This is a genomic window from Pseudomonas sp. PDM04, from assembly GCF_014851765.1.
Classification (GTDB): domain Bacteria; phylum Pseudomonadota; class Gammaproteobacteria; order Pseudomonadales; family Pseudomonadaceae; genus Aquipseudomonas.
Genome location: NZ_JACVAI010000006.1, coordinates 452422 through 474475, shown reverse-complemented (window position 1 = coordinate 474475; position 22054 = coordinate 452422). Strand labels below are relative to the sequence as shown.

Annotated in this window: 26 protein-coding genes; 15 read left to right on the top strand and 11 right to left on the bottom strand. The window is 63.6% G+C overall.

Annotated elements, in window-relative coordinates; genetic code table 11:
- Positions 1 to 26 precede the first annotated feature (26 nt).
- The 8 genes from IB249_RS24190 to nirS are packed head-to-tail and all read right to left on the bottom strand — an operon-like array spanning position 27 to position 5392.
- Entirely contained in the window at positions 27 to 530 is a 504-nt protein-coding gene (locus IB249_RS24190) for a nitrite reductase (protein WP_192308256.1), read from the bottom strand.
- A complete protein-coding gene (locus tag IB249_RS24185; protein WP_192308255.1) occupies positions 505 to 948 on the bottom strand; it encodes an Lrp/AsnC family transcriptional regulator in 444 nt (147 codons plus the stop codon). Before IB249_RS24185 ends, IB249_RS24190 begins: the two co-directional genes overlap by 26 nt.
- Entirely contained in the window at positions 941 to 1456 is a 516-nt protein-coding gene (locus IB249_RS24180) for an AsnC family protein (RefSeq protein WP_192308254.1), read from the bottom strand. The genes IB249_RS24185 and IB249_RS24180 overlap by 8 nt, the downstream gene beginning before the upstream one ends.
- The gene (locus IB249_RS24175) at positions 1441 to 1911 is read right to left on the bottom strand and encodes an Lrp/AsnC family transcriptional regulator (protein ID WP_192308253.1); all 471 of its coding nucleotides are present in this window, start codon (positions 1909 to 1911) and stop codon (positions 1441 to 1443) included. The genes IB249_RS24180 and IB249_RS24175 overlap by 16 nt, the downstream gene beginning before the upstream one ends.
- Before the next feature lies 1 nt (position 1912).
- A complete protein-coding gene (locus tag IB249_RS24170; RefSeq protein WP_192308252.1) occupies positions 1913 to 3091 on the bottom strand; it encodes a cytochrome D1 domain-containing protein in 1179 nt (392 codons plus the stop codon).
- Entirely contained in the window at positions 3088 to 3414 is a 327-nt protein-coding gene (locus IB249_RS24165; protein WP_192308251.1) for a c-type cytochrome, read from the bottom strand. Before IB249_RS24165 ends, IB249_RS24170 begins: the two co-directional genes overlap by 4 nt.
- Positions 3415 to 3430: 16 nt before the next feature.
- A complete protein-coding gene (locus tag IB249_RS24160; RefSeq protein ID WP_192308250.1) occupies positions 3431 to 3745 on the bottom strand; it encodes a c-type cytochrome in 315 nt (104 codons plus the stop codon).
- 24 nt (positions 3746 to 3769) lie between these two features.
- Positions 3770 to 5392: a nitrite reductase gene (gene nirS, locus IB249_RS24155; protein ID WP_225607164.1), complete on the bottom strand. Its 1623-nt coding sequence runs from the start codon at positions 5390 to 5392 to the stop codon at positions 3770 to 3772.
- 262 nt (positions 5393 to 5654) lie between these two features.
- On the opposite strand from nirS, the gene IB249_RS24150 reads away from it, so the two are divergent.
- From IB249_RS24150 to IB249_RS24125, 6 genes are all read left to right on the top strand, one after another.
- A complete protein-coding gene (locus IB249_RS24150; protein WP_192308248.1) occupies positions 5655 to 6458 on the top strand; it encodes a CbbQ/NirQ/NorQ/GpvN family protein in 804 nt (267 codons plus the stop codon).
- Positions 6442 to 7029 (top strand): cytochrome c oxidase subunit 3 family protein, encoded by a 588-nt coding sequence (locus IB249_RS24145; protein ID WP_192308247.1) that lies wholly within the window; start codon positions 6442 to 6444, stop codon positions 7027 to 7029. Before IB249_RS24150 ends, IB249_RS24145 begins: the two co-directional genes overlap by 17 nt.
- A gap of 11 nt (positions 7030 to 7040) precedes the next feature.
- Positions 7041 to 7301: a cytochrome C oxidase subunit IV family protein gene (locus tag IB249_RS24140; protein WP_192308246.1), complete on the top strand. Its 261-nt coding sequence runs from the start codon at positions 7041 to 7043 to the stop codon at positions 7299 to 7301.
- 119 nt (positions 7302 to 7420) lie between these two features.
- Complete coding sequence (locus IB249_RS24135) at positions 7421 to 7861, top strand: c-type cytochrome (protein WP_192308245.1); 441 nt, start codon at positions 7421 to 7423, stop codon at positions 7859 to 7861.
- Positions 7862 to 7864: 3 nt separating this feature from the next.
- A complete protein-coding gene (locus IB249_RS24130; RefSeq protein ID WP_192308244.1) occupies positions 7865 to 9292 on the top strand; it encodes a cbb3-type cytochrome c oxidase subunit I in 1428 nt (475 codons plus the stop codon).
- A 76-nt stretch (positions 9293 to 9368) separates the two neighbouring features.
- Positions 9369 to 11210, top strand: a complete 1842-nt coding sequence (locus IB249_RS24125) for a nitric oxide reductase activation protein NorD (RefSeq protein ID WP_192308243.1) — start codon at positions 9369 to 9371, stop codon at positions 11208 to 11210.
- Positions 11211 to 11385: 175 nt separating this feature from the next.
- Here IB249_RS24125 and IB249_RS24120 read toward each other — a convergent pair whose 3' ends face one another.
- On the bottom strand, positions 11386 to 11586 hold the full coding sequence (locus IB249_RS24120; RefSeq protein ID WP_192308242.1) for a protein DnrP: 201 nt from the start codon (positions 11584 to 11586) through the stop codon (positions 11386 to 11388).
- Positions 11583 to 12266: a Crp/Fnr family transcriptional regulator gene (locus IB249_RS24115; protein WP_192308241.1), complete on the bottom strand. Its 684-nt coding sequence runs from the start codon at positions 12264 to 12266 to the stop codon at positions 11583 to 11585. The genes IB249_RS24120 and IB249_RS24115 overlap by 4 nt, the downstream gene beginning before the upstream one ends.
- 462 nt (positions 12267 to 12728) lie before the next feature.
- On the opposite strand from IB249_RS24115, the gene IB249_RS24110 reads away from it, so the two are divergent.
- Complete coding sequence (locus IB249_RS24110; RefSeq protein ID WP_192308240.1) at positions 12729 to 13919, top strand: NnrS family protein; 1191 nt, start codon at positions 12729 to 12731, stop codon at positions 13917 to 13919.
- A gap of 21 nt (positions 13920 to 13940) precedes the next feature.
- Positions 13941 to 14372, top strand: a complete 432-nt coding sequence (locus IB249_RS24105) for a hypothetical protein (RefSeq protein ID WP_192308239.1) — start codon at positions 13941 to 13943, stop codon at positions 14370 to 14372.
- A 72-nt stretch (positions 14373 to 14444) separates the two neighbouring features.
- Here IB249_RS24105 and ytfE read toward each other — a convergent pair whose 3' ends face one another.
- Complete coding sequence (gene ytfE, locus IB249_RS24100) at positions 14445 to 15116, bottom strand: iron-sulfur cluster repair protein YtfE (protein WP_192308238.1); 672 nt, start codon at positions 15114 to 15116, stop codon at positions 14445 to 14447.
- A gap of 156 nt (positions 15117 to 15272) precedes the next feature.
- Between ytfE and norR the strand changes: the two genes are divergently transcribed.
- From norR to ubiT, 7 genes are all read left to right on the top strand, one after another.
- The gene (gene norR / locus IB249_RS24095; RefSeq protein WP_192308320.1) at positions 15273 to 16802 is read left to right on the top strand and encodes a nitric oxide reductase transcriptional regulator NorR; all 1530 of its coding nucleotides are present in this window, start codon (positions 15273 to 15275) and stop codon (positions 16800 to 16802) included.
- Between the two features lie 81 nt (positions 16803 to 16883).
- Positions 16884 to 17531, top strand: a complete 648-nt coding sequence (pdxH, locus tag IB249_RS24090; RefSeq protein ID WP_192308237.1) for a pyridoxamine 5'-phosphate oxidase — start codon at positions 16884 to 16886, stop codon at positions 17529 to 17531.
- A gap of 97 nt (positions 17532 to 17628) precedes the next feature.
- The gene (gene moaB, locus IB249_RS24085; protein ID WP_192308236.1) at positions 17629 to 18183 is read left to right on the top strand and encodes a molybdenum cofactor biosynthesis protein B; all 555 of its coding nucleotides are present in this window, start codon (positions 17629 to 17631) and stop codon (positions 18181 to 18183) included.
- Positions 18180 to 19415, top strand: a complete 1236-nt coding sequence (gene glp / locus IB249_RS24080; RefSeq protein ID WP_192308319.1) for a gephyrin-like molybdotransferase Glp — start codon at positions 18180 to 18182, stop codon at positions 19413 to 19415. Before moaB ends, glp begins: the two co-directional genes overlap by 4 nt.
- 133 nt (positions 19416 to 19548) lie before the next feature.
- The gene (gene ubiU, locus IB249_RS24075) at positions 19549 to 20544 is read left to right on the top strand and encodes a ubiquinone anaerobic biosynthesis protein UbiU (protein WP_192308235.1); all 996 of its coding nucleotides are present in this window, start codon (positions 19549 to 19551) and stop codon (positions 20542 to 20544) included.
- A 10-nt stretch (positions 20545 to 20554) separates the two neighbouring features.
- Entirely contained in the window at positions 20555 to 21445 is an 891-nt protein-coding gene (locus IB249_RS24070) for a U32 family peptidase (RefSeq protein WP_192308234.1), read from the top strand.
- Positions 21439 to 21909, top strand: coding sequence for a ubiquinone anaerobic biosynthesis accessory factor UbiT (gene ubiT, locus IB249_RS24065; RefSeq protein WP_192308233.1), 471 nt, complete (start codon positions 21439 to 21441; stop codon positions 21907 to 21909). Before IB249_RS24070 ends, ubiT begins: the two co-directional genes overlap by 7 nt.
- Positions 21910 to 22054: the final 145 nt, after the last annotated feature.

Genomic DNA, 22054 nt, shown 5'->3' with positions numbered 1-22054 from the left:
GCAGCTCTCCTTGAGTCGGCGTGTGTCTAGAGTGAGGTGGGCGGCAGGCGCAGGCCGGTTTTCTTCAGGATGCGGCTGCTGACCAGCATTTCATCGGCGCTGCAGGCGTCGCCCAGCAGGTAGCGCAGGTGCTCGCGGTAGCTGTCGATTTCCTCGCTGCTGCGCCCGTGCACCATGGCGAACAGGTTGTAGCGCCAGTCGGTACGGCGTGGGCGGCGATAGCAATGACTGACGAAGGGTTGCGCACCGAGCAGCGCACCGAGGCGTGGCATCTCTGCGTCGCGCACATCCCAGACCGTCATGCCGTTGAAGCGATAGCCCAGGCGATAGTGGTTGGGCACGGCGGCGATGCGCCGGATGGCGCCCTCGGCTTGCAGGCGCTTGAGCAGCTCCAGGGTCGATTCGACGCTCAGGTCCAATTGTTCGGCGAGCCAGGCCCAAGGGTCTTCGAGCAGCGGCAGGCCGGCCTGGGTCAGTTCGATCAGGCGGTGGGCCAGGAGGTCTTCAGACCGGGAAATACAGACCGACATGGTAAGTCTCCTCTTTGGGCAGATTGAGCAACGGCAGGCCGGTCAGGGTTTCGATGTGCTGCAGGGTGTCGCCGAGGCGTTGTTCAGTGGCGCAGGCGAGGACGAACCACATGTTCCATGGGTGTTCGCGTCGATAGTTGTGCGCCACCTCGGGCAGGGCATGCAGTTGCTCGGCCACTTCGTCGAAGCGCTCCTCGGGCACCGCCAGCGCCGCGAGGGTGAAGGCGCCGCCCAACTGCTCGATGTCGAACATCGGCCCGAAACGGGTGAGCAAGCCGTCCTCGAGCAGCCGGTGCAGGCGGTCGAGCAACTCGCTGTCGCTGCTGTGCAGTTCGGCGGCCAGGGCTTTCCAGGGGTGGCGCACCAGTGGCAGGCCCAGTTGCAGGCGATTGATCAAGCGGCGGTCGAGATCATCCATGGGGATGGGTTCCTGGAATCGTGGGTGCGAAGCGCCCGCCGCATTGCTTGAACGCGTGGGTGCTGAACAGCAGTTGGTGGGGCAGGTCGCTCAGCAGGTGTTCGGCCAGCAGGGTCTGGATGTGCGCCTCGACACGCTCGCGTTGCCGACCGTGAACCATGCAGAACAGGTTGTAGCGCCATTGCGGCAAGCGCCGTGGCCGTTGATAGCAGAGGCTGACATCGGGCGTGCCACCCAGGCGCTGACCGACTTCGTCGATCAACGCGTCCGGCACATCCAGCACCAGCATGGCGTTGGCGGTGAACCCCAGGGCACGATGGTTGAGCACCAGGCCGACCCGGCGGAACAGCCCCTGCTCGTGCCACTGGCGCATTTGCTCGAGCACGCCCTGTTCGTCGGCGTTGATCCGTTCGGCGAGGGCCTGGTAGGGCCGCGAAACGTGCGGTAAGCCAGCCTCCAGGTGACGACGCAGGGCGGTTGCCTGCCGAGGGGTCAGACCCGCTTGCATGGGCTGTCTCCCAGGGCGAAACCGAGGTCGATGCGGTAGGCGGTGAGCATCGGCAGGTCCAGCGGGGTGAGGCCGGTGTCGCGCTCCAGTTCCTCGAGCACGCGCTCGATGTGTTGGCGGTTGGGGCCGGTCAGCACGAACCACAGGTTGTAGTGATGTTCGCGTGCGTAATTGTGATTGACCTCGGGGTACTGGCTGACGCGTTCGGCGACCTGGTGCAGGCGTTCGGCGGGCACGGCAAGGGCGGCGAGGGTACTGGCGCCGGCGCGGCTGTGTTCGAACACCGGGCCGATGCGCGACAGGGCCCCGGCCAGTTCCAGGCGTTGCAGACAGGCCATGACCTGGGCTTCGGTGCAACCCAGCACCTGGGCCATTGCTCGATAGGGTTCGGCGCACAGCGGCATGCCGTGCTGGAAACGGTCGATCAGTTGACGGCTGAGCAGGTCGAGGTCCATGTCAATAACCCATTTTTTGTGCACGGCTGCTGAAGAAAATGCCGCTCGGCGCGCTGGCGGGGAGGGTGCTGATCGGCTTAAGGCTGTAGGGGTCCCAGACCTGCACCTGATCGCCATCGCGCAGCGACAGCCACAACTGGTCGCCCCGCGCGGTGAACTCCATGTGCAGCACCGCAGGTCCTGGGCGCAGGTCGGCGACCACGGCGTGGGTTTCGGTGTCGATGACCTGGACCCGGTCGTTGTCCGGATAGGCGAAGTTGACCCACAGCTGCCGACCGTCGGGGCGCGAAGTCACGAATACCGGTTGGCCGGCGACGGCAATGGCGGCGGTCTGTTTCCAGGTGCGCGCATCCATCACCAGCACCTGGTGGCGCCCGACCGCCGGCACGAATGCCTGGTTGTCGGCGACCGCCCAGCCTTCCAGGTGCGGCATCTTGTAGACCGGCAGCTTCGCCTGGCCGCGCCCGTAGTCGCCGAGCACGCGTTGCACGCCGCGTTCGGGGTGCCAGAGGTCGAGTTGTGCCATGCCGTCTTCACCGAACAGTCCGGCCATGTAATAGCGGCCGTCCGGGGTGATCAGCGCGTCATAGGGTTGTTGGCCAATGCCGGTGTAACGACTGATCTGCGGCGTGGTGCCCTGGCTGAAGTCGGCGATCCAGATCTCGCCGGTATCGAACAGGCTGAACACGAATCGCTGCCCGGGCGCGTCCACCAGCCCGACGGTGCGTGAGCGTTTGCTGCCATCGCCCAGCGGCGTGGCCGGGATGTCCGCCACTTGCTCCAGGGTCCGGGCATCGAACACCTTGACCCCGCCGGGCACGTAGTTGGACACGGCGATCAGTTTGCCGTCCTGGCTGATGGCGCCGCCAATGGCGTTACCGCCCTGGATCACACGCTGCTCGATGCGCTGGGTCAACAGGTCGATCTTGCTCAACCCGCCGTCGCGACCGAATACATAGGCGTAGCGCTGGTCACGCGAATACACCACCGAGGCATGGGACAGGTCGCCCAGGCCCTCGAGCCGCGCCAGCGCCGTGCGGGTGTCGCTTTCGATGATCTGCACGCTGCCGGTGGCGCGTTCGACCACTACACCGAGATCGCCGGTGCCCCGCAGCGGTGGTTGGGCACAGCCGGACAACAGCAGACTGGCGGCTGCCGACAGCAGAAAGGTACGGATCATAGTGCGGGGTATCCCTGGAGTAGGAGGTCGACCAGCCAGCCGATGTCGTCGGGGCCGAGCAACGGGGCCCAGCCGGGCATGGCGGTGCCAGGCCGGCCTAGGGTGACGGTGGCAATCAGGCTGTCCCTGGATTTTCCGGCCAATGCCGAGCGTGTCAGCGCCGGGCCGAGTCCGCCGGTCATGTGCAGGCCATGGCAGGCGCCGCAATCCTGGACCAGCAGGTGTTCAAGTCGGGCCTGGCGCGGGGCGTCAGGCGAGGCAACCGAGGTTGCGCAAAAGAGCAGGAGGGCCGCCAGGACGACAATGTGTCGGTAGATGTTCATGACGCCCTCCCATTGGTTATTTGAGACTCAGTACCCAGTTCGCCAGGGTTTTCGCTTCTTCATCGGTCACCGGGTTGGCCGGCATCGGCATCGCGCCCCAGTTGCCTTGCGTACCGTTCTTGATGTGGTTGGCCAGGGTGTCCGCAGCACCGGCGACCCCGGCATTTTTCGCCGCGACGTCCTTGAGCGCCGGGCCGACCAGTTTGCTGTCGATCGAGTGGCAGGCCGCGCACGGCTTGCTCTTGAACAACGCCAGAGCGTCGTCTGCCATGGCCGGTTGCACGCTGAGCGCGGCGGTCAGGGCGAACAGTGAAAGCAGAGTATTTTTCATGGTGTTTCCTTGTATTGATGAAGCTCAATAGATGTCGTGTTGGGTGTTGTAAACGTTGAATTTTCCGGTCGGTGTGATCAGGCGCTTGTCCTTGATGACCGATTTCAGCTTCAGCGTTTTGTCGTCGATCACCACCAGTGCGGATTCATCCGACTGACCACTCCACACGGAGAACCAGACCTCGTCGCCGGCCTTGTTGTATTCCGGTTGCACGACGCGCATCGCGCCTTCCTTGATGCCCGACCATTCGGCAATCGGCAGCACGGTGAAGCCGGCATCGAGCTTGTCGATGTTGAACACCGCCACCGACTGACTGATCTTGGCGTCCGGGTTGAGGGTGGTGTCGACGTACAGGTGACGGGAGTTGGGGTGGGTCTTGATGAACAGCGAACCACCGCCCTGACCCTTGATCGAGGCCACTTGTTTCCAGGCGTATTGCGGGTGTTTGGCCGGGTCGGTGCCGATCAATGAAATGCCCTCGTCACCCAGGTGGCTGGTGGCCCACACCGGTCCGTAGGTCGGGTGGGTGAAGTTGGCGCCACGGCCCGGGTGCGGGATCTTGCCCACGTCCACCAGCGAGGTCAGCTTGCGATCCTTGGAGTCGATCACGGCGACCTTGTTGGAGTTGTTGGCGGCGGTCATGAAGTAGCGATGGGAGCTGTCCCAGCCACCGTCATGCAGGAACGGCGCGGCGTCGATGTAGGTGATGTTGAGGTTCTTGATGTCTTCGTAATTGACCAGCATGACCTTGCCGGTTTCCTTGACGTTGACGATGAACTCAGGCCATTCGTGGGAGGCGATGATCGCCGCGACCCTTGGCTCCGGGTGATATTCCTGCTTGTCGACGGTCATGCCTCGGGTCGAGACGATCTGTTTCGGCTCCAGGGTTTCGCCGTCCATGATGGTGAACTGCGGCGGCCAGTAGGAACCGGCGATGGTGTATTTGTCCTCGTAGCCCTTGAACTTGGAGGTCTCCACCGAGCGTGCTTCGATGCCCACCTTGACTTCCGCGACCTTGGTCGGCTCCGCCGGCCAGAGGTCGATCATGTCGATGCGGGCGTCGCGACCAATCACCAGCAGGTAGCGACCGGATGCGGAAATCCGCGAGATGTGCACCGCATACCCGGTCTCGATCAGCTTGACGATTTTCTTGCTGTCACCGTCGATCAGGGCGATCTTGCCGTCGTCGCGCAAGGTCACCGAGAACAGGTTGGGCAGGTTGAGTTTGCTCAACTGCTTCTTCGGCCGGTCTTCTGGCTTGACCAGCACTTTCCAGGTCTTCAGCGTCTCGGCCATGCCCCATTCCGGCGGAGTCGGCGGCGTGTGCTGGACGAACTTGGCCATGGAGGTGATCTGCTCCTTGGTCAGCGCATTGGACGTGCCCCAGTTCGGCATGCCCGCTGGCGAGCCGTAGGTGATCAGGGCTTCCAGGTACGCCTGGCCGCGAGACTGGGTAATGTCCGGCGTCAGTGGCTTGCCGGTGGCACCCTTGCGCAGCACGCCGTGGCAACCGGCGCAGCGCTGGAAGTAGATTTCCTTGGATGAGTCGAACTCGGCCTGGCTCATGTCCGGCGCGCCGGCGCTGGTCACCAGGGCCGCTTTCGCCACAGCGGGAGCGGCTTCGCCGGCCCCGACGGCGTGGCTCATGGCGAGTGTTGAAAACAGTGTGGCGGCAGTCACAGCTAACGTTTTTCTATTACTGATCAGCATTCCATTTCTCCTCAGGCTGGACCTCTTCTATGTGCCCAGACGACAGCACAGGACGCAGGTTCTTAGTGCGTTGCAAGGCTATGCCGGCGCACGCCAAAGGCTGCTTGACGGTGATCAAGTTTGCCGGCCGTGGTGCTTGCCAAGTTGTCGCAGGGGCTCGTAGCGTGTTCCTCGAATCCGTTGTCGAATCAGGTGCTTCATGGACCCCAGCCAGTCACGCGCAATCCACACCGAACCCTTCTACCAACCACTCAACAATGAGCAGGCGCTGTTCGAACAGGCCTGGCATCACGGCATGCCGGTGTTGATAAAAGGCCCGACCGGGTGCGGCAAGACCCGTTTCGTCCAGCACATGGCACACCGCTTGAACCTGCCGCTGTACACCGTTGCCTGCCACGACGATTTGAGCGCGGCCGACCTGATCGGCCGGCACCTGATCGGCGCCCAGGGCACCTGGTGGCAGGACGGGCCGCTGACCCGTGCGGTGCGCGAGGGCGGCATCTGCTACCTCGACGAAGTGGTCGAGGCGCGCCAGGACACGGCGGTGGTGTTGCACCCGCTGGCCGATGATCGTCGTGAGCTGTTCCTCGAACGCACCGGTGAAGTGCTGAAGGCGCCGCCGTCTTTCATGCTGGTGGTGTCGTACAACCCGGGTTACCAGAACCTGCTCAAGGGCATGAAGCCCAGCACCCGCCAGCGTTTCGTGGCGATGCGTTTCGACTATCCGCCGGTGGCCGAGGAAGAGCGCATCGTCGCCCGCGAAGCCCAGGTGGACAGCGCGCTGGCGGCGCAAGTGGTCAAGCTGGGGCAGGCGTTGCGCAGGCTCGACCAGCATGACCTGGAAGAAGTCGCCTCGACCCGCCTGCTGATTTTCACCGCGCGCATGATCCGCTCCGGCATGAGCCCGCGAGAGGCCTGCCTGGCCTGCCTGGCCGAACCGTTGAGCGACGATCCGCTGACCGTCGCGGCGTTGATGGGCGTGGTCGATGTCCACTTCGGTTGAATCCACCCCCGGGTCGCCCGGCCATCTGCCGGGCGACCTGGCGATGTGGTTTTTCATACTCGCCGAGCTGTCGGTGTTCGCCTTGTTGATCCTGGCGTTCGCCGTGACCCAGGCCATCAAGCCGCAACTGTTCGCCGACAGTCGCGCCTTGCTGGACGCCTCCACCGGGCTGGCGATGACCCTCAGCCTGCTCACCGCCGGCCTGTTTGCCGCGCTGGCGCAGGAGCAGGTCCGGCACTCGCAGCCCCGTCGCGGCGCGGTGCTCCTGCTGGCGGCGCTGCTGGCCGCCAGTGTCTATGTCGTGTTGAAACTCACCGAGTACCGGCATTTGCTGGCCACCGGGCTGGGCATGGAGCACAACACCTTTTTTACCCTCTACTGGATTCTCACCGGGTTTCATTTTGTCCACGTGCTGCTGGGCATGTGCATCCTTGGGTGGCTGGCCATGCGTTGCCGAAGAGGACTGTTCGGCGCGAGCAATCGCAGCGGTTTCGAATCCGGTGTGCTGTATTGGCACATGGTCGACCTGATCTGGGTGGTGCTGTTTCCACTGGTCTACGTACTGAATTGAGGCGAGGGCTTATGTCGGCTTCCCGGTTGTTGTGGCTCTGCTGGGCCGCGCTGGCCATATTGAGCGTGTGCACGGTGTTGCTGGCGCATTCCGGTGCCACCTGGCTGCTGTCGGTGGCCATCCTGCTGGTGGCGGTGGGCAAGGCCTGGCTGATCACCGAAGGCTTCATGGAGCTGCGCCGGGCGCCGCGCTTGTGGCGCCGGCTGATGCTGGCCTGGGCGTTGGTCCTGGCGGTCCTGGTCGGGCTGACGCTGGTGACCCTGCGCGGATAAGCGCAATGCTCTGCCTGGCCTATACCCGAGTAAAACCATCTGATTTTCTTGATTGCCATCAAGCGGGTTTGGACCCTCGGCTTCCTATCATGGACGGGCCAAGCAATGAGGAAGCGACCATGTCAGAGACCTTCACCAAGGGCATGGCCAGGAATATCTACTTCGGAGGAAGCGTGTTCTTCTTCCTGATATTCCTGGCCTTGACCTACCACACAGAGCAGACCTTTCCCCAACGAAGCAATGCCGATCAACTGACCGAGTCAGTGATACGCGGCAAGACGGTCTGGGAGCAAAACAACTGCATCGGCTGCCATACGCTGCTGGGCGAGGGTGCCTACTTTGCGCCCGAGCTGGGCAACGTGTTCCAGCGTCGCGGCGGCGAGGAGGGCTTCAAGCCGTTCCTCCAGGCGTGGATGAAAATGCAGCCGTTGGGCGTACCCGGTCGTCGAGCGATGCCTCAGTTCAACCTGAAGGAGCAGGAGGTCAATGACCTCTCCGAGTTCCTCAAGTGGAGCTCGAAGATCAATACCAATAACTGGCCGCCAAACAAGGAGGGCTGAGAGATGAGCATGGCTAATCCGCATCTGAAATTCGCCTCGCAAGCCGTGGCCAAACCGTACTTCGTGTTCGCCTTGATGCTGTTCCTCGGTCAGGTGCTGTTCGGTTTGATCATGGGCCTGCAATACGTGATCGGCGACTTCCTGTTCCCGGTCATTCCCTTCAACGTGGCGCGGATGGTTCACACCAACCTGTTGATCGTATGGCTGCTGTTCGGCTTCATGGGGGCGGCCTACTACCTGATTCCGGAAGAGGCCGACCGCGAGCTGCACAGCCCGAAACTGGCGATTCTGCTGTTCTGGGTGTTCGCCGTGGCGGGTGTGCTGACGATCCTCGGCTACCTGCTGGTGCCCTACGCGGGCCTGGCCCGGCTGACCCACAACGAGCTGTTGCCGACCATGGGGCGCGAGTTCCTGGAGCAGCCGACCATCACCAAGATGGGGATCGTGGTCGTCTGCCTGGGCTTCCTCTACAACATCGGCATGACCCTGCTCAAAGGTCGCAAGACCACGGTCAGCATGGTCATGATGACCGGGTTGATCGGCCTTGCGGTGTTCTTCCTGTTCTCCTTCTACAACCCTGAAAACCTGGCCCGCGACAAGTTCTACTGGTGGTGGGTGGTGCATCTGTGGGTGGAAGGCGTCTGGGAACTGATCATGGGTTCGATGCTCGCCTTCGTGCTGATCAAGATCACCGGCGTCGACCGCGAAGTGGTGGAGAAATGGCTGTACGTGATCATCGCGATGGCGCTGATTACCGGGATCATCGGCACCGGTCACCACTTCTTCTGGATCGGTGCACCCGAGGTCTGGCTGTGGGTCGGTTCGATCTTCTCTGCCATGGAGCCGCTGCCGTTCCTGGCCATGGTGATGTTCGCCTTCAGCATGGTGAAAAAACGTCGTCGGCAACACCCCAATCGTGCGGCCACCCTGTGGGCCAAGGGCACCACGGTCACCGCGTTTTTCGGGGCGGGCGTCTGGGGTTTCCTGCACACCCTGGCTCCGGTCAACTATTACACCCACGGTACGCAACTGACGGCGGCTCATGGTCACCTGGCGTTTTACGGTGCCTACGCGATGATTGTCATGACGCTGATCAGCTACGCCATGCCACGCTTGCGCGGCCTGGGTGAAGCCGGTGACGAACGATCGCAGACGCTGGAAATCTGGGGCTTCTGGCTGATGACACTGTCGATGGTGGCGATCACTCTGTTCCTCACCGCTGCCGGTGCCGTTCAGGTCTACCTGCAACGCTGGCAGGCCGATGGTCTGGCCATGCCGTTCATGGCCACGGTCGATCACCTGCAAGTGTTGTTCTGGGCCCGTCTGGGTTCGGGTGTCGGCTTCCTGGCCGGGCTGGTCTGCTACCTGTTCAGCTTCAGGCAGCGCGGTCGCGCCGCGTTGCGCGCCCCGGCTCCGGTTGTTCCTTCATGAGCCGGTGTCACGGCTAGAAAAGGTCGGCCCGGCTGGTACAGCGGGCCGTTTTTTGGTTTCACAAAGGGCACATTCAATGGCCTTTACCGTCGAACTGGAAGAGTGGGTCGGCAGTGTCTGGCACCGCTTCATCACCCGGCGCGCCAGCCCGGACTTTCCGGAGGCGCGCGTCGAGTTCGCCAGGCAGCAACGCGCGCTGGCGCTGTTGTTCCGTGCCATGGGCGGCGCCAGTGGTATCGGTGTCGAAGCTGCCAGCGACCGCGATCTGCTGCTGCGGCGCAACGTCCTGCAGCAGATTGCCGGCACCTGTAAACAGGTGCCGTTGGCCTGGCGGGATGACGCGACGCTGCGCCTGCCGTCGAGCCTGGCGGTGTTTCCCGAGGCCGCGCTGAACGAAGAACTGTATCGCTGGCTGGCCTTGCTGGCGGCACAGTCCGGGCAGATGCGCCACTGGGGGCGCGACAATCAACGCTGGACGCAACAGCTGTTGCAGCGCTTTCCGGCGTTGCGCGCGCGTTATGAGCGCCTGGTCGATGCGCACCTGCAACTGCGCCCCGATCCCGCCTCGCTGAACCGCAGCGAAGCGGCATTGGAGCGGGCGTTGTGCCAGGCACTGCGCGAACCGGGCAGTGTCGAGCATTTCCCACGCAGCGAGCGGGCGGCCTGGCCGCTGCCGTTGTGGCTGTACCCGCCGCAGAACCTTGTCAGTCCGCAGACGGCGGACCTGGGCGAGGAGTCCGAAGAGTCGCTTGCCACCGCGCCCGGCGAACAGAAGAGCGGGCGCAAGCGCGCCAAGCGAATCGATGACAGTACCCGTGACGGTGGCTTCCTGGTAGTGCGCCTGGAGAACCTGTTCAGCTGGAGCGAACATGTGGATCTGGATCGCTGGGAGGACGACAGCGAGGACGAGGATGCTTCGAAGGTCGCCGACGACCTGGATGAATTGACCCTCTCGCGCACACGCCTGCGCAAGGGCGGCGGGCTCAAGCTGCACCTGGATCTGCCGCCGGCGGATGTCGACGATGTGCCGCTGGGCGAGGGCATCAAGTTGCCGGAGTGGGACTACCGCAAGCAGCAATTGCAGGACGGCTTCGTCAACCTGCAAATGATGGTGCCCCGCGACTGTGAAGCGCAGCCTTTGCCGCAAAGGCTCAAGGCCTCGGCCCATCGTCTGCGGCGCCAGTTCGAGCACCTGCGCAACGATCGTCAATGGCTGCGTCAGCAAACCCAGGGCTCGGAACTGGACATGCAGGCCTGGCTGGACTTCCATGTCGAGCGCGCGCACGGTCAGTGTGTCGAGCGGGGCCTGTTCATGGAACAACGCCAGACCCGCCGCGACCTGGCGTGCCTGTTGCTGGCCGATGTGTCGATGTCCACCGACGCCCACCTGAACGATGAGCACCGAGTCATCGACGTCGTGCGCGACAGCCTGTTGTTGTTTGGCGAGACGTTGTCAGGGCTGGGGGATGAGTTTGCCCTGTACGGGTTTTCTTCCCTGCGACGCCAGCAGGTGCGCATGCAGGAGCTCAAGTCCTTCGACCAGCGTTATGACGACAACACCCGCGGGCGTATCCAGGGACTCAAGCCCGGTTACTACACTCGCATGGGCGCCGCCATTCGCCACGCAACGCACCTGCTGGGGCAGAGCAAACGGCGCAGCAAGCTGTTGTTGCTGGTGACCGACGGCAAACCCAACGACCTTGACCTGTATGAAGGGCGCTACGGTGTGGAAGACACCCGCGAAGCGGTCATGCAGGCACGCCGCCAGGGCTTGACGCCGTTCTGCATCACCATCGACCGCGAGGCCGGTGACTACCTGCCGTACATGTTCGGCGCCAACGGCTACACCCTGATCCGCCAGCCCGAACAACTGCCCCTGCGCCTGCCGCAGTTGTACCGGCAGCTGACCCAGCCGTGAAAGCCACCTGTGGGAGCGAGCCTGCTCGCGAGGGTCGCGAACGATAACGCGGGCCGTCAGAATGCCTGCGGTGCCTGGATGTTCATCGCGAGCAGGCTCGCTCCCACAGGGAGATCTCTGTTGAATGAAGATTCGGTGTTCACCTCGCTCCCCACAGCGCTTGCCCTGAGAGAACTCAGGTCATGCTGCGCGGCAACCAGAAGAACATCGCCACGCAGAACAGGCTTAGAACGACGCAGAACCACATGAACCGGCATTGCCGACGCTCCCCGGCGCCTGCGGCCGATGCCGGCAACGGCATGCCGCACTCGCGGCATTCGGCTTGGTGCGCCGGGTTGGCGTGTTGGCAATACAGGCAGACAGGCAGGTCGCTCATTCGAATTGTTCCAGGCGCAGGCGGTCGAGAATGGCGATCTGCCGACCGTCCTGGGTGATGATGTGTTCATCGATCAAGCGGCGAATGATCCGCGAAAAGGTTTCCGGCTGGATCGACAGGTGGCCGGCAATCAGTTGCTTGGCCATCGGCAGTTCGAACTGATCGTTCACCGTCTGCTGGCGCACCAGCTGCGTCAGCAGATACCGCACGACCCGGTGGGTGGCGTTTTTCAGCGACAGGGTTTCGATTTCGTTGACCCGCTGGTGCAGGCGGACGCACAGCTTGCCCAGCAGAGCGAAGGTCAGCCGGCTGTTGCTCTGCAGCAGGCGCATGTAAGTGCTGTTGGACAACCGGTAGAGCTGGGTCGGGCAGACGGCTTCCGCCGAGGCCACGTAGTTGGGCGTGTCCATCAGCATCATCGCTTCGGCGAAGGTCTGGCGGTCGCCAAGGACCTCGAACACCTTCTCCTGCCCATCGGGCGTCAGCCGGTAGATCTTCACTGCGCCGGCAATCACGAAGTAGAACGAGTCCGCCGGCTCACCCTGGCGGAACAGCGGCTCGCCCTTGTCGATGCTCAGCAACTGGCTGCTACCCATGAGTTCGTTCATCTGTTCGTCGTTCAGCGGTTCGAACAAATGATGACTGCGCAGAATCTGGTGGTGGACGCGGTGAAGCACCATGGAAGTTCATCCTGAAAATTGAGGAAAGGGCTGGCGATCCGCTCAGACGAGGCCTAAAGAAAGGCTGCTGGCCAGGGCAAGGACCGAGGTCAACACCACAAACCAGCCCAATGGCTGAATGATCTTTTTCATGATGACTCCAGGCAATCGTAGGTGAAGGATGACCCTGCTCAGCAAGACCCGGGCCATACTCAAAGCCCTTGTGTTCACTGGGTTCGCTGGTCGGCAGGGTTGAAAACACCTCGGTCGATGGGGTCTTAATGACCGCATAGGGTCATTTGCACCTGGTCTTAATGACTCGCTTGAGAGGCGATCGCCAGTCCCTGCACGGCGATGATAGTGGGCACAGCCCTTGCACTCTTGATTTGCGACAAAGGCGCTTGATGATTAATCCCTGATGATTGAGCCCGGATTGACCCAGGCGCTGCGTGCAGGCGCCGGGAAAGGCAGAGGAGTGGCTTCATGCAAGTTCTTGAGCGCAGTAAGGCGCTGGCGGTTCCACCGCTATTGCGGTTGGCGTTTCGGCCATTTTTTCTCGCCGGCTGCCTGTTGGCGCTGTTGGCGATCCCGCTGTGGCTGGCCGCTTTCAGCGGTTCGGTCGCCAGTTGGCAGCCCGCTGGCGGTTGGCTGGGCTGGCATCGACATGAATTGTTGTTCGGGTTCGGGTTGGCGATCATCGCCGGTTTCCTGCTGACCGCCGTGCAGACCTGGACCAGTCGCCCCGGCCTCAGCGGCCAGCCGTTGGCCCTGTTGGCGGTGGTGTGGTTGCTGGCGCGGGTGGCCTGGTTGGCCGATGCGCCCTGGGCGGTGCTGGCGGTTCTGGAGCTGGCGTTTCCGCTGGCGGTGGCCGTCCTCATGGGGTTCACCCTGTGGAAGGTGCGGCAGAAGCGCAACTACCCGATTGTGGTGGTCCTGTTGTTGCTGGCCGTGGCCGACGGCTTGTCGTTGTACGGGCTGCTCGCCGGTCATGAAGGCTGGCAACGTCAGGGTGTGCTGGCCGGCCTCTGGCTGGTGGCGGCAATGATGGGCCTGATCGGTGGGCGGGTCATTCCGTTCTTCACCCAGCGCGGCCTGGGGCGCAAGGACGCCGTGGCGCCATGGGCCTGGCTGGATTGGCTGCTGCTGATCGGCTCGCCGCTGGTGGCCGTGCTGTACGCCGTCGGGCCTGCGCTCTACGCCAACGTCTGGGTCGGCTTGCTGTTCGCCGCGCTGGGCGTCGGGCATCTGATCCGTCTGGTTCGCTGGCATGACCGGGGTTTGTGGCGGGTGCCGTTGTTGTGGTCGCTGCACCTGGCCTACGGCTGGTTGGCCATCGCCTGCCTGGGCATGGCGCTGTGGCACTTCGGTGCGCCGATCAATCCGAGCCTGGCGGTGCATTGCCTGACGATCGGTGCGATGGGCGGCCTGGTCCTGGCGATGATCGCCCGGGTCAGCCTTGGCCACACCGGGCGTCCGTTGGAACCGCCTCGCGGCATGACCCTGGCGTTCATCCTGCTCAACCTGGGTTGCCTGAGCCGCGTCGCCCTGGTCCCGCTGTTCCCGTTGCCGGCGTTGTGGCTCGCGGGCACCTGCTGGGCGCTGGCGTTTGCGCTGTACACCTGGCGTTATGCGCCGATGCTGCTGCGCGCCCGGGTTGACGGACATCCGGGCTAAGCCCCGGGGAGGTGAGCGTCGATGTACCCCTTTTTATTGGTGACACACCTGCTGGCGGCCATCGCCTTCATCGGGACGTTGTTTTTCGAGGTGCTGATCTGGCATCAGGCCCGTCTGCAAGCGGTGGGTGCGGCGACCGCTGACCGGGCGATTGCCGCGCGCTCGCGCAAGGTGCTGCACGGCGTGGTGTTGGCGTTGTACGGCGCCGGCATCGGTATGGCGTGGCAGTACCGGGGGGCGCTGAGCCAGCCATTCGCCAGTCAGTTTGGCACGCTGTTGAGCCTGAAGATCCTGTTGGCGCTGAGCATCATCGGCCACTACCTGGCGCTGGCCTTGCTGCTGACCAGGGGGCGGCTGAGCGACGCCCGTGCCCTGTGGATCCGCCGCAGCATCCTCGGGCATATGGTGTTGATCGTGATCCTCGCCAAGGCGATGTTCTATTGGCACGGTTGAACGTCGGGCGTTGCTGACAAACAAAACCCGCGTCGGCCGGATGACTGACGCGGGCTGGGTGGGGCTGATCGATCAACGTGGGTTGAGGGCGTTGACGAACAGGACGTTGTTTTCCAGGTGGATGTGCTGCATCAGGTCATCACGGAATTCCAGCAGGCCGCGATACAAGGCGCGCCAGGTATTACAGGCATCGGCCGGTGGCGTGATGTTGTTGGTCAGAACATTCAGTTTTTCCAGCGATTCGCCATGTTGATCATGCTCGAAACGCATGACCTGGATCGGCGGCGCAGCCTGGGGACCGAAGCCTTGTTGCAACATCGGGAAGAGCACCTGTTCTTCCTTGAGCATGTGGCTTTCGAGTTCCTGTTGCAGATCGTTCAGCAGATCGGCCAGGCCGTTGGGGCAGGTAGGGCGCGCACCGTGGACATGCTCGACGCGGCGTGCCAGGCGGATCAGTTCCGGCAGTTGTTCGCGATGGCGGGCGTGGTAGCGGGTCAGCAGGTGGGCAATCAGCTCTTGCGACGGTTCATGGCGCCAGTCGTACTGGCTTTCGCCGGTGTCTTGCAGGATGTGCAGGGCTTCGGCGATCACCACCGGGTCGAGCTCTTTGCTCAGCGCCGCTTCGCGCAGGCTTTTATGGCCGCCGCAGCAGAAGTCCAGCTTGAAGGTGTGAAAGATCCGGGTGGCACCGGGAATGTCGCAGGCCAGTTGGCCAAGGCTTTGTTCCAGCAAATTAAGGCTCATCAGGGGTTCCTTGTTGCGGTTTCAAACGGTTCCCCGGGGTCATTGCATTCGACGTGCCATAGTTAATTGACTGATAACTATGGATTATTTTTTTGGTGTGGTGGCAGGCACCCTGAAGACTCAGGGTCAATACCACCGTAGAGGGTGATGACTACCATGTTGCGTGAAAGCCTGGCGGCCGACCTGATTGTCGAGTTGCCCAATGCCGTGCGGTTGCAGCGTCTGGTGCAGACCTTGCGCGAGTACTTCAACAGTGGGGCCGTAGGGCTGCTGCGCCTGGATGAGGACAGCCTGCGACCGGTGGCCACCGTGGGCCTGGCCCATGAAGCGTTGGGGCGGCGCTTCGTCATCGCGCAACATCCACGCCTGGCCGCGATCATGGCGTCACGCGAACCGACCTGGTTCGAGCCCGACAGTCGCCTGCCGGACCCTTATGACGGCCTGGTCGATCATCAGGCCGGCGAGTCGCTGTCGGTGCATGACTGCATGGGCGTCAGCCTGTATGTGGAGGGGCGGATCTGGGGCGCGATCACCCTCGATGCGCTGCACCCCGGGACGTTTGACAGTCGTGCGCGGGATGAGCTCAAACGCTGCACGCTGCAGATCGAAGCGGCGGTGCGCGTCACGCGCCTGGAGCAGGAAAACCGCAGCCTGCGCCTGTCGCGCAGCGACCCCCAGGATTTGCACATGCCTGTCGAAGAGGGCGAGATCATCGGCCAGAGCGACGTTGTGCACCACTTGCTCAACGAACTGGATGTGCTCGCCGACTCCGACCTGCCGGTGCTGCTGCTGGGGGAGACCGGCGTTGGCAAGGAGCTGTTCGCCCGGCGCTTGCATCGTCTGTCGCGGCGCAGTCACAAGCCGCTGATCCAGGTCAACTGCGCGGCGTTGCCGGAGTCACTGGCCGAGAGTGAATTGTTTGGCCATGTCAAAGGGGCCTTTTCCGGTGCCACCAGTGACCGCGCCGGCCGCTTCGACGCCGCCAACGGCGGCACGCTGTTTCTCGATGAAGTCGGTGAGTTGCCCTTGAGCGTGCAGGCGAAACTGCTGCGCACCTTGCAGAACGGCGAGATCCAGCGCCTGGGCGCGGACCAGCCGCTGCATGTCGACGTGCGGATCATCGCCGCCACCAACCGCCACTTGCCGGACAGCATCCGCGACGGCCTGTTTCGCGCCGACCTGTACCACCGGCTCTCGGTGTACCCGGTGCCGATCCCGGCCTTGCGCGAACGTGGTAACGACGTGTTGATGCTGGCCGGGCATTTCCTCGAACTCAATCGGGCACGGCTCGGTCTGCGCGGCCTGCGCCTGTCACCCGCCGCTGAACGGGCGCTGCTGGCGTACAGCTGGCCGGGCAATGTGCGCGAGCTGGAGCACGTCATCAGCCGCGCCGCCTTGAAGGAACTCAGTCGTGGCACCAGTCGCGCGTTGATCATCACGCTGGAGCCCCAGGTGCTCGATCTTGACAGTGCAATGGGCACCCAAAGCGTGGTCGCCGAGCAGCCGCAGGAAGAGGCGAACGACGTGCCGTTCCAGGCCTTGAGCGACGCGGTGGACGAGTGCCAGCGACAGAAAATCCTGCATTCCCTGCGCCTGGCCGACGACAACTGGGCGCGTGCCGCGCGGATGCTGGAGGTCGACGCGAGCAACCTGCACAAGCTGGCCCGGCGCCTGGGGCTCAAGTAAGCGAGGCGCGATTGATGGCGGTCAAGGTGGTTTCGCCCGGTGCCTCGCACACTGGGCAGAAAACCACCGGAGAACCCCGCCATGACGCTTTCCCTGGCGCAAATGCGCCGTAACTACACGCTGTTTGGATTGCAGGACGAACAGGCGCTGGACGACCCACTGGCAATGTTCCGCCAGTGGCTGCAACAGGCCCGCGAGACCGAGCAGGCGCCGGTCGAAGCCAACAGCATGATGCTGGCCACCGTCGACCATGAAGGCCGGCCGCATTGCCGGGTGCTGTTACTCAAAGGCCTGAGCGACGAAGGTTTTACTTTTTTCGGCAATTACCAGAGCGACAAGGGCCAGCAATTGGCCGCCAACCCGCAGGCCGCCATGACTTTTTTCTGGCCGGGGCTGGAGCGCCAGGTGCGCATTGAAGGGCAGGTATCGAAGCTCGACCCGGCGTTGTCGGACGCCTACTTCGACAGCCGCTCGGTGGCCAGTCGCCTCGGGGCCTGGGCGTCTCCGCAGAGTCGCCCGCTGGCCAGCCGTGCCGCGCTGGATCAACTGCTGGCGCAAACCACCAAGCGATTTGTCGACGAGCCCGTCGTACGTCCCGAACACTGGGGTGGTTATTGCCTGCACCCCGAGCGTCTGGAGTTCTGGCAGGGGCGCGCCGACCGCCTGCATGACCGCGTCGATTATCGCCTGCACGACGGCCACTGGCGTCGCAGCCGGCTGGCGCCATGAACCCGGTTTGCCTGTCGAGGTACCTCCTTGGAGGAATAGGCCAGGCTGCCAATCCGGTTCAGGCTTGTCCCAATCATTATTCATGGGAGGCTTGAACATGGCCCATCTGGCGCAACGCACCTTCGAACCGCTGAACATTGCGGTGTTGACCATCAGCGATACGCGGACCTTCGACACCGACACCTCGGGTCAGACCCTGGCCGACCTGCTGCAAACGGCCGGGCACCGGTTGATCGATCGCGACCTGGTCAAGGACGACATCTATCAGATCCGCGCCACCGTGTCCCGCTGGATCGCCGACCCCCAGGTGCAAGTCATCCTGATGACGGGCGGCACCGGCTTTACCGCTCGCGACAACACACCGCAAGCGGTCGTGCCGCTGTTGGACAAACACGTGGAAGGTTTTGGCGAACTGTTCCGCCAGGTGTCGCTGGAAGAGATCGGCATGTCCAGTCTGCAATCCCGGGCCCTGGCCGGCATGAGCAACGGCGTGCTGGTGTGTTGCGTGCCCGGTTCGCCGGGGGCCTGCCGCACCGCCTGGAACAAAATTCTCGTTGAGCAGCTGGACAGCCGCACCGGCCCGTGCAATTTCGCGCCGCATTTGAAAGCGCAGTCGCAGCGGGTGATCGACGCTTGCGAGACGCGCTCGTGAGCGGGCGGGTGTGTGACCTCGGGCACCTGATGCCGGTGGACGAGGCCATCGGCCGATTGCTGGAGCAGGTGCCGCCGCCCCCACTGGCGCAGATGATAGCGCTGGATCAAGCCATCGGCCGGGTGCTGGCGGCGGACATCCTGTCCCCGGTGCACCTGCCGGCCTGGGACAACAGCGCCATGGACGGTTATGCCCTCAGGGCTTCGGACCTGCCCCCGGAGGGCGGCTACCTGCTGATGGGCGGGCGCATTGCGGCGGGTGATCCGCCAGGCCCGGCCTTGCTCGCGCAGCACGCGGTGCAGATTTTTACCGGCGCGCCGCTGCCCGTGGGCGCCGAGACGGTGGTGCCACAGGAGCGTTGTCGGGTCGAGGGCGAGGGCGTGTGGTTCCCGCCGGTGAACCTGGGCGATCACGTGCGCAAGGAGGGCGAAGAGATCCGTCGCGGCGCCTTGCTGCTCGCGAAGGGCAAACGCCTGCGCGCTCAGGAACTGGGGCTGCTGGCCGGCGCCGGTGTGGCGCGGGTCGAGGTCTACCGGCCGTTGCAGGTCGGCCTGCTCAGCAGCGGTAACGAGCTGCGCGAGCCCGGCGAGTCGCTGGAACCGGGGCAGATCTACAACAGCAACCGCTACCTGCTCGCCGCGTTGTTGCGCGGCTGGGGCGTCGAGGTGCACGACTACGGGGTCATGGCCGATGACCTGGCGATCAGTCGCCAGACCCTGAGCCGGGCCGCTTCACGGTGCGATCTGCTGCTGAGTTCCGGCGGCGTGTCGGTCGGCGAGGAAGATCATCTCAAGCAGGCGATCAAGGCAACGGGCCGCGTGGATTTCTGGCGGTTGGCGATACAGCCCGGCAAGCCGCTGGCCTTTGGCGAAGTGCTCGGCAAACCCTGGATCGGCATGCCGGGCAATCCTTCGGCGGCGCTGATTACCGCTTTGGTGGTGGTGCGGCCGTTCCTGCTCCGGGCGCAAGGGGTGAGAGAGGTGTTGCCGGTGCCATTGGCCGTGACGGCCGGGTTCGACTGGGCGCAGCGCAACAAGCGTCGGCAATACCTGCGGGCACGCCTTGTACCCGATGCCGAAGGCCGGTTGAGCGTGGCGCTGCACCCTCAGCAAAGCTCGGCGATGTTGATGGCTGCCTGCTGGGCCGACGGCCTGGCGGTGATCGAGCGCGAGACCCAAGTGCTCAAGCACGACAACGTGATGTTCCTGCCTTTCGCCAGCCTGACGCAGTGAAGGCAATTGATTGCCGTCAAGGTCGTTCCTGCCGGTCTGGCTAGACTGGCAGCGCCTTTTCAGGTTGGTTGCGGACCCTCGCGCCACAGGCACCAGACGACGGTCCGCAGGCGTTTCTTCACGAGGATTACCCATGCAACTGGTCTGCCCGGCAGGGAACCTGCCTGCGCTGAAAGCGGCGGTGCGCCAAGGCGCCGATGCCGTGTATGTCGGCTTTCGCGATGATACCAATGCCCGGCATTTTGCGGGGCTGAACATGGACGACAAACAGTTCGACGCCGCCGTCGCCCATATCCATCAACACCAGCGAAAAATCTACGTCGCGGTGAACACCTACCCGCAGCCCAAAGGCTGGGAACGCTGGCAGCGGGCGGTGGACCGTGCCGCCGATTTCGGCGTGGATGCGTTGATTGCCGCCGACCCCGGAGTGCTCAACTACGCCAGCAAGCGTCATCCGCAACTGGCCTTGCACCTGTCGGTCCAGGGCTCGGCAACCAATGCCACGGCGTTGGCGTTCTATGCGCAGCGCTACGACATCCGTCGCGCGGTGTTGCCGCGAGTGTTGTCGCTGGCCCAGGTGCGCCAGGTCGCCGCGAACAGTACGGTGCCGATCGAGGTCTTCGGTTTCGGCAGCCTGTGCATCATGGCGGAAGGGCGTTGCCATCTGTCTTCCTACATCACCGGCGAGTCGCCGAACCTGTGCGGCGTCTGCTCGCCGGCCAAGGCCGTGCGCTGGAGCGAGGATGCCGATGGCTTGAGCGCGCGCCTCAGCGAAGTGCTGATCGACCGCTACACCCCTGACGAACCGGCCGGCTATCCGACCTTGTGCAAGGGTCGTTTCCTGGTCGAGGGCAAACGCTTCCATGCCCTGGAGGAACCCACCAGCCTCGACACCCTGGACCTGCTTCCCGAACTCACGGCCATCGGTGTCGAAGCAGTGAAAATCGAAGGTCGCCAACGCAGCCCGGCGTATGTCGAGCAGGTCACCCGGGTCTGGCGCGCCGCCCTGGATGCCCATCGCGGGGCACCGAGCAGTTTTCGGGTCAAGGAGGAATGGCGCAAGGTGCTGGCCGGTCTGTCCGAAGGCAGCCAGACCACCCTGGGTGCTTATCATCGATCATGGCAATGAGGGATAGAACATGAAACTCAGCCTTGGACCGGTTCTGTTTTATTGGGACAAAACACAACTCGGCAACTTCTACGCCGAGATGTCGAACCAGCCTCTGGATGTGATTTACCTGGGAGAGACCGTGTGCTCGAAACGCCGGGCGTTTTCCCTCGATCAGTGGCTGGGATTGGGCCGCGAGTTGCAGGAATGCAGTCAGGCGCAGTTGGTGATGTCCAGCCTGACGCTGATCGAAGCGGCGTCCGAACTGTCCAGTGTGCGGCGCCTGTGCGACAACGGCCAGTTGCTGGTAGAAGCCAACGACATGAGCGCGGTGCAGTTCCTCGCCGAGCGCAAGTTGCCGTTCGTGGGTGGGCCGGCGCTCAATCTGTACAACGGCCATTCGCTGGGGCAAATGCTCGACAGCGGCATGACGCGCTGGGTGCCGCCGGTGGAGTGCTCGGCGACGCTGATCCGCGATGTCATCGAGCAGGTGCGTGAACTGGGGCATGCGGTGCCTGAAGTGGAGATCTTCGCCTATGGGCATTTGCCGCTGGCTTATTCCGCGCGCTGCTTCACTGCACGGGCGGAAAACCGACCCAAGGACGACTGCCAGTTCTGCTGCCTCAACTACCCCGACGGCCTGGCGTTGACCAGTCAGGAAGGGCAGGCGCTGTTTACCCTCAACGGGATCCAGACCCTGTCGGCGGAGGTCACCAACCTGCTTGCCGATTACCCCGGCCTGGTGGCCTGTGGCGCCGACCTGCTGCGCCTGAGTCCGCGGGCCCAGGGCATGGCGGAGGTCATTGCGGCCTATCAGCGCGTGCGCTCGGGTGAAGCGCCGCCGCTGTTCGTCGACGGCTGTAACGGTTACTGGCATGGCCAGCCCGGCATGTTGCGCGTCGAGGAGGTGGGCCTGTGCTGAACCGGAAAAATTGGTTGTTGAAGGGCGCCGACCGGCTGTTGCCGCTGGTGCGCCGTGTGCCTTTTGTCGTGCAGCGCCTGGCGTTGCAACAGGCACTGAATCGCTGCCTCGCCGAGCCACTGCGCGACGGTGAGTTCGAAATGCTGCGCGGGCGCTGGTTATGCCTGCGCATTCCGGACCTGCGCCTGTCCTGGTTCATGACCCTCAACCGCGAAGGCCTGCGGATCGCCGAACAGGCCACCGCGCACGTGACCATCAGCGGCAACTGGCGAGAATTCCTGCTGCTGGCCAGCCGCCAGGAAGACCCGGACACCCTGTTTTTCCGCCGGCGTCTGGTGATCGAGGGCGACACCGAACTGGGGCTGGCCCTGAAAAACCTGATCGACAGCCTCGACCCGGACGTCCTGCCAGTGTGGCTGTGGCGAAATCTTGAGCGGGCAGGGAAGGGGTTGGCGGCGCAGTAGAACCTTTGTGGGAGCGAGCCTGCTCGCGCCCACGATGTGCAATGTCCGCAAGTGCTGTTTGTGAAATATATCCACACATATAGTTGACTAAAGTCTACTACAGAGAAAAACACCGGAACCGATACCGACTTCAACTAGTGACGCA

Coding starts and splice junctions, on each gene's coding strand:
- IB249_RS24145 (WP_192308247.1), top strand. CDS start 6,442: ATGTCCACTTCGGTTGAATCCACCCCCGGGTCGCCCGGCCATCTGCCG.
- IB249_RS24170 (WP_192308252.1), bottom strand. CDS start 3,091: ATGATCCGTACCTTTCTGCTGTCGGCAGCCGCCAGTCTGCTGTTGTCC.
- nirS (WP_225607164.1), bottom strand. CDS start 5,392: ATGAGCCACGCCGTCGGGGCCGGCGAAGCCGCTCCCGCTGTGGCGAAA.
- moaB (WP_192308236.1), top strand. CDS start 17,629: ATGGCCCATCTGGCGCAACGCACCTTCGAACCGCTGAACATTGCGGTG.
- IB249_RS24110 (WP_192308240.1), top strand. CDS start 12,729: ATGCAAGTTCTTGAGCGCAGTAAGGCGCTGGCGGTTCCACCGCTATTG.
- IB249_RS24150 (WP_192308248.1), top strand. CDS start 5,655: ATGGACCCCAGCCAGTCACGCGCAATCCACACCGAACCCTTCTACCAA.
- IB249_RS24140 (WP_192308246.1), top strand. CDS start 7,041: ATGTCGGCTTCCCGGTTGTTGTGGCTCTGCTGGGCCGCGCTGGCCATA.
- IB249_RS24190 (WP_192308256.1), bottom strand. CDS start 530: ATGTCGGTCTGTATTTCCCGGTCTGAAGACCTCCTGGCCCACCGCCTG.
- norR (WP_192308320.1), top strand. CDS start 15,273: ATGTTGCGTGAAAGCCTGGCGGCCGACCTGATTGTCGAGTTGCCCAAT.
- ubiU (WP_192308235.1), top strand. CDS start 19,549: ATGCAACTGGTCTGCCCGGCAGGGAACCTGCCTGCGCTGAAAGCGGCG.
- IB249_RS24130 (WP_192308244.1), top strand. CDS start 7,865: ATGAGCATGGCTAATCCGCATCTGAAATTCGCCTCGCAAGCCGTGGCC.
- IB249_RS24120 (WP_192308242.1), bottom strand. CDS start 11,586: ATGAGCGACCTGCCTGTCTGCCTGTATTGCCAACACGCCAACCCGGCG.
- IB249_RS24175 (WP_192308253.1), bottom strand. CDS start 1,911: ATGGACCTCGACCTGCTCAGCCGTCAACTGATCGACCGTTTCCAGCAC.
- IB249_RS24135 (WP_192308245.1), top strand. CDS start 7,421: ATGTCAGAGACCTTCACCAAGGGCATGGCCAGGAATATCTACTTCGGA.
- IB249_RS24070 (WP_192308234.1), top strand. CDS start 20,555: ATGAAACTCAGCCTTGGACCGGTTCTGTTTTATTGGGACAAAACACAA.
- IB249_RS24165 (WP_192308251.1), bottom strand. CDS start 3,414: ATGAACATCTACCGACACATTGTCGTCCTGGCGGCCCTCCTGCTCTTT.
- IB249_RS24105 (WP_192308239.1), top strand. CDS start 13,941: ATGTACCCCTTTTTATTGGTGACACACCTGCTGGCGGCCATCGCCTTC.
- IB249_RS24115 (WP_192308241.1), bottom strand. CDS start 12,266: ATGGTGCTTCACCGCGTCCACCACCAGATTCTGCGCAGTCATCATTTG.
- IB249_RS24185 (WP_192308255.1), bottom strand. CDS start 948: ATGGATGATCTCGACCGCCGCTTGATCAATCGCCTGCAACTGGGCCTG.
- ytfE (WP_192308238.1), bottom strand. CDS start 15,116: ATGAGCCTTAATTTGCTGGAACAAAGCCTTGGCCAACTGGCCTGCGAC.
- IB249_RS24125 (WP_192308243.1), top strand. CDS start 9,369: ATGGCCTTTACCGTCGAACTGGAAGAGTGGGTCGGCAGTGTCTGGCAC.
- IB249_RS24160 (WP_192308250.1), bottom strand. CDS start 3,745: ATGAAAAATACTCTGCTTTCACTGTTCGCCCTGACCGCCGCGCTCAGC.
- IB249_RS24180 (WP_192308254.1), bottom strand. CDS start 1,456: ATGCAAGCGGGTCTGACCCCTCGGCAGGCAACCGCCCTGCGTCGTCAC.
- pdxH (WP_192308237.1), top strand. CDS start 16,884: ATGACGCTTTCCCTGGCGCAAATGCGCCGTAACTACACGCTGTTTGGA.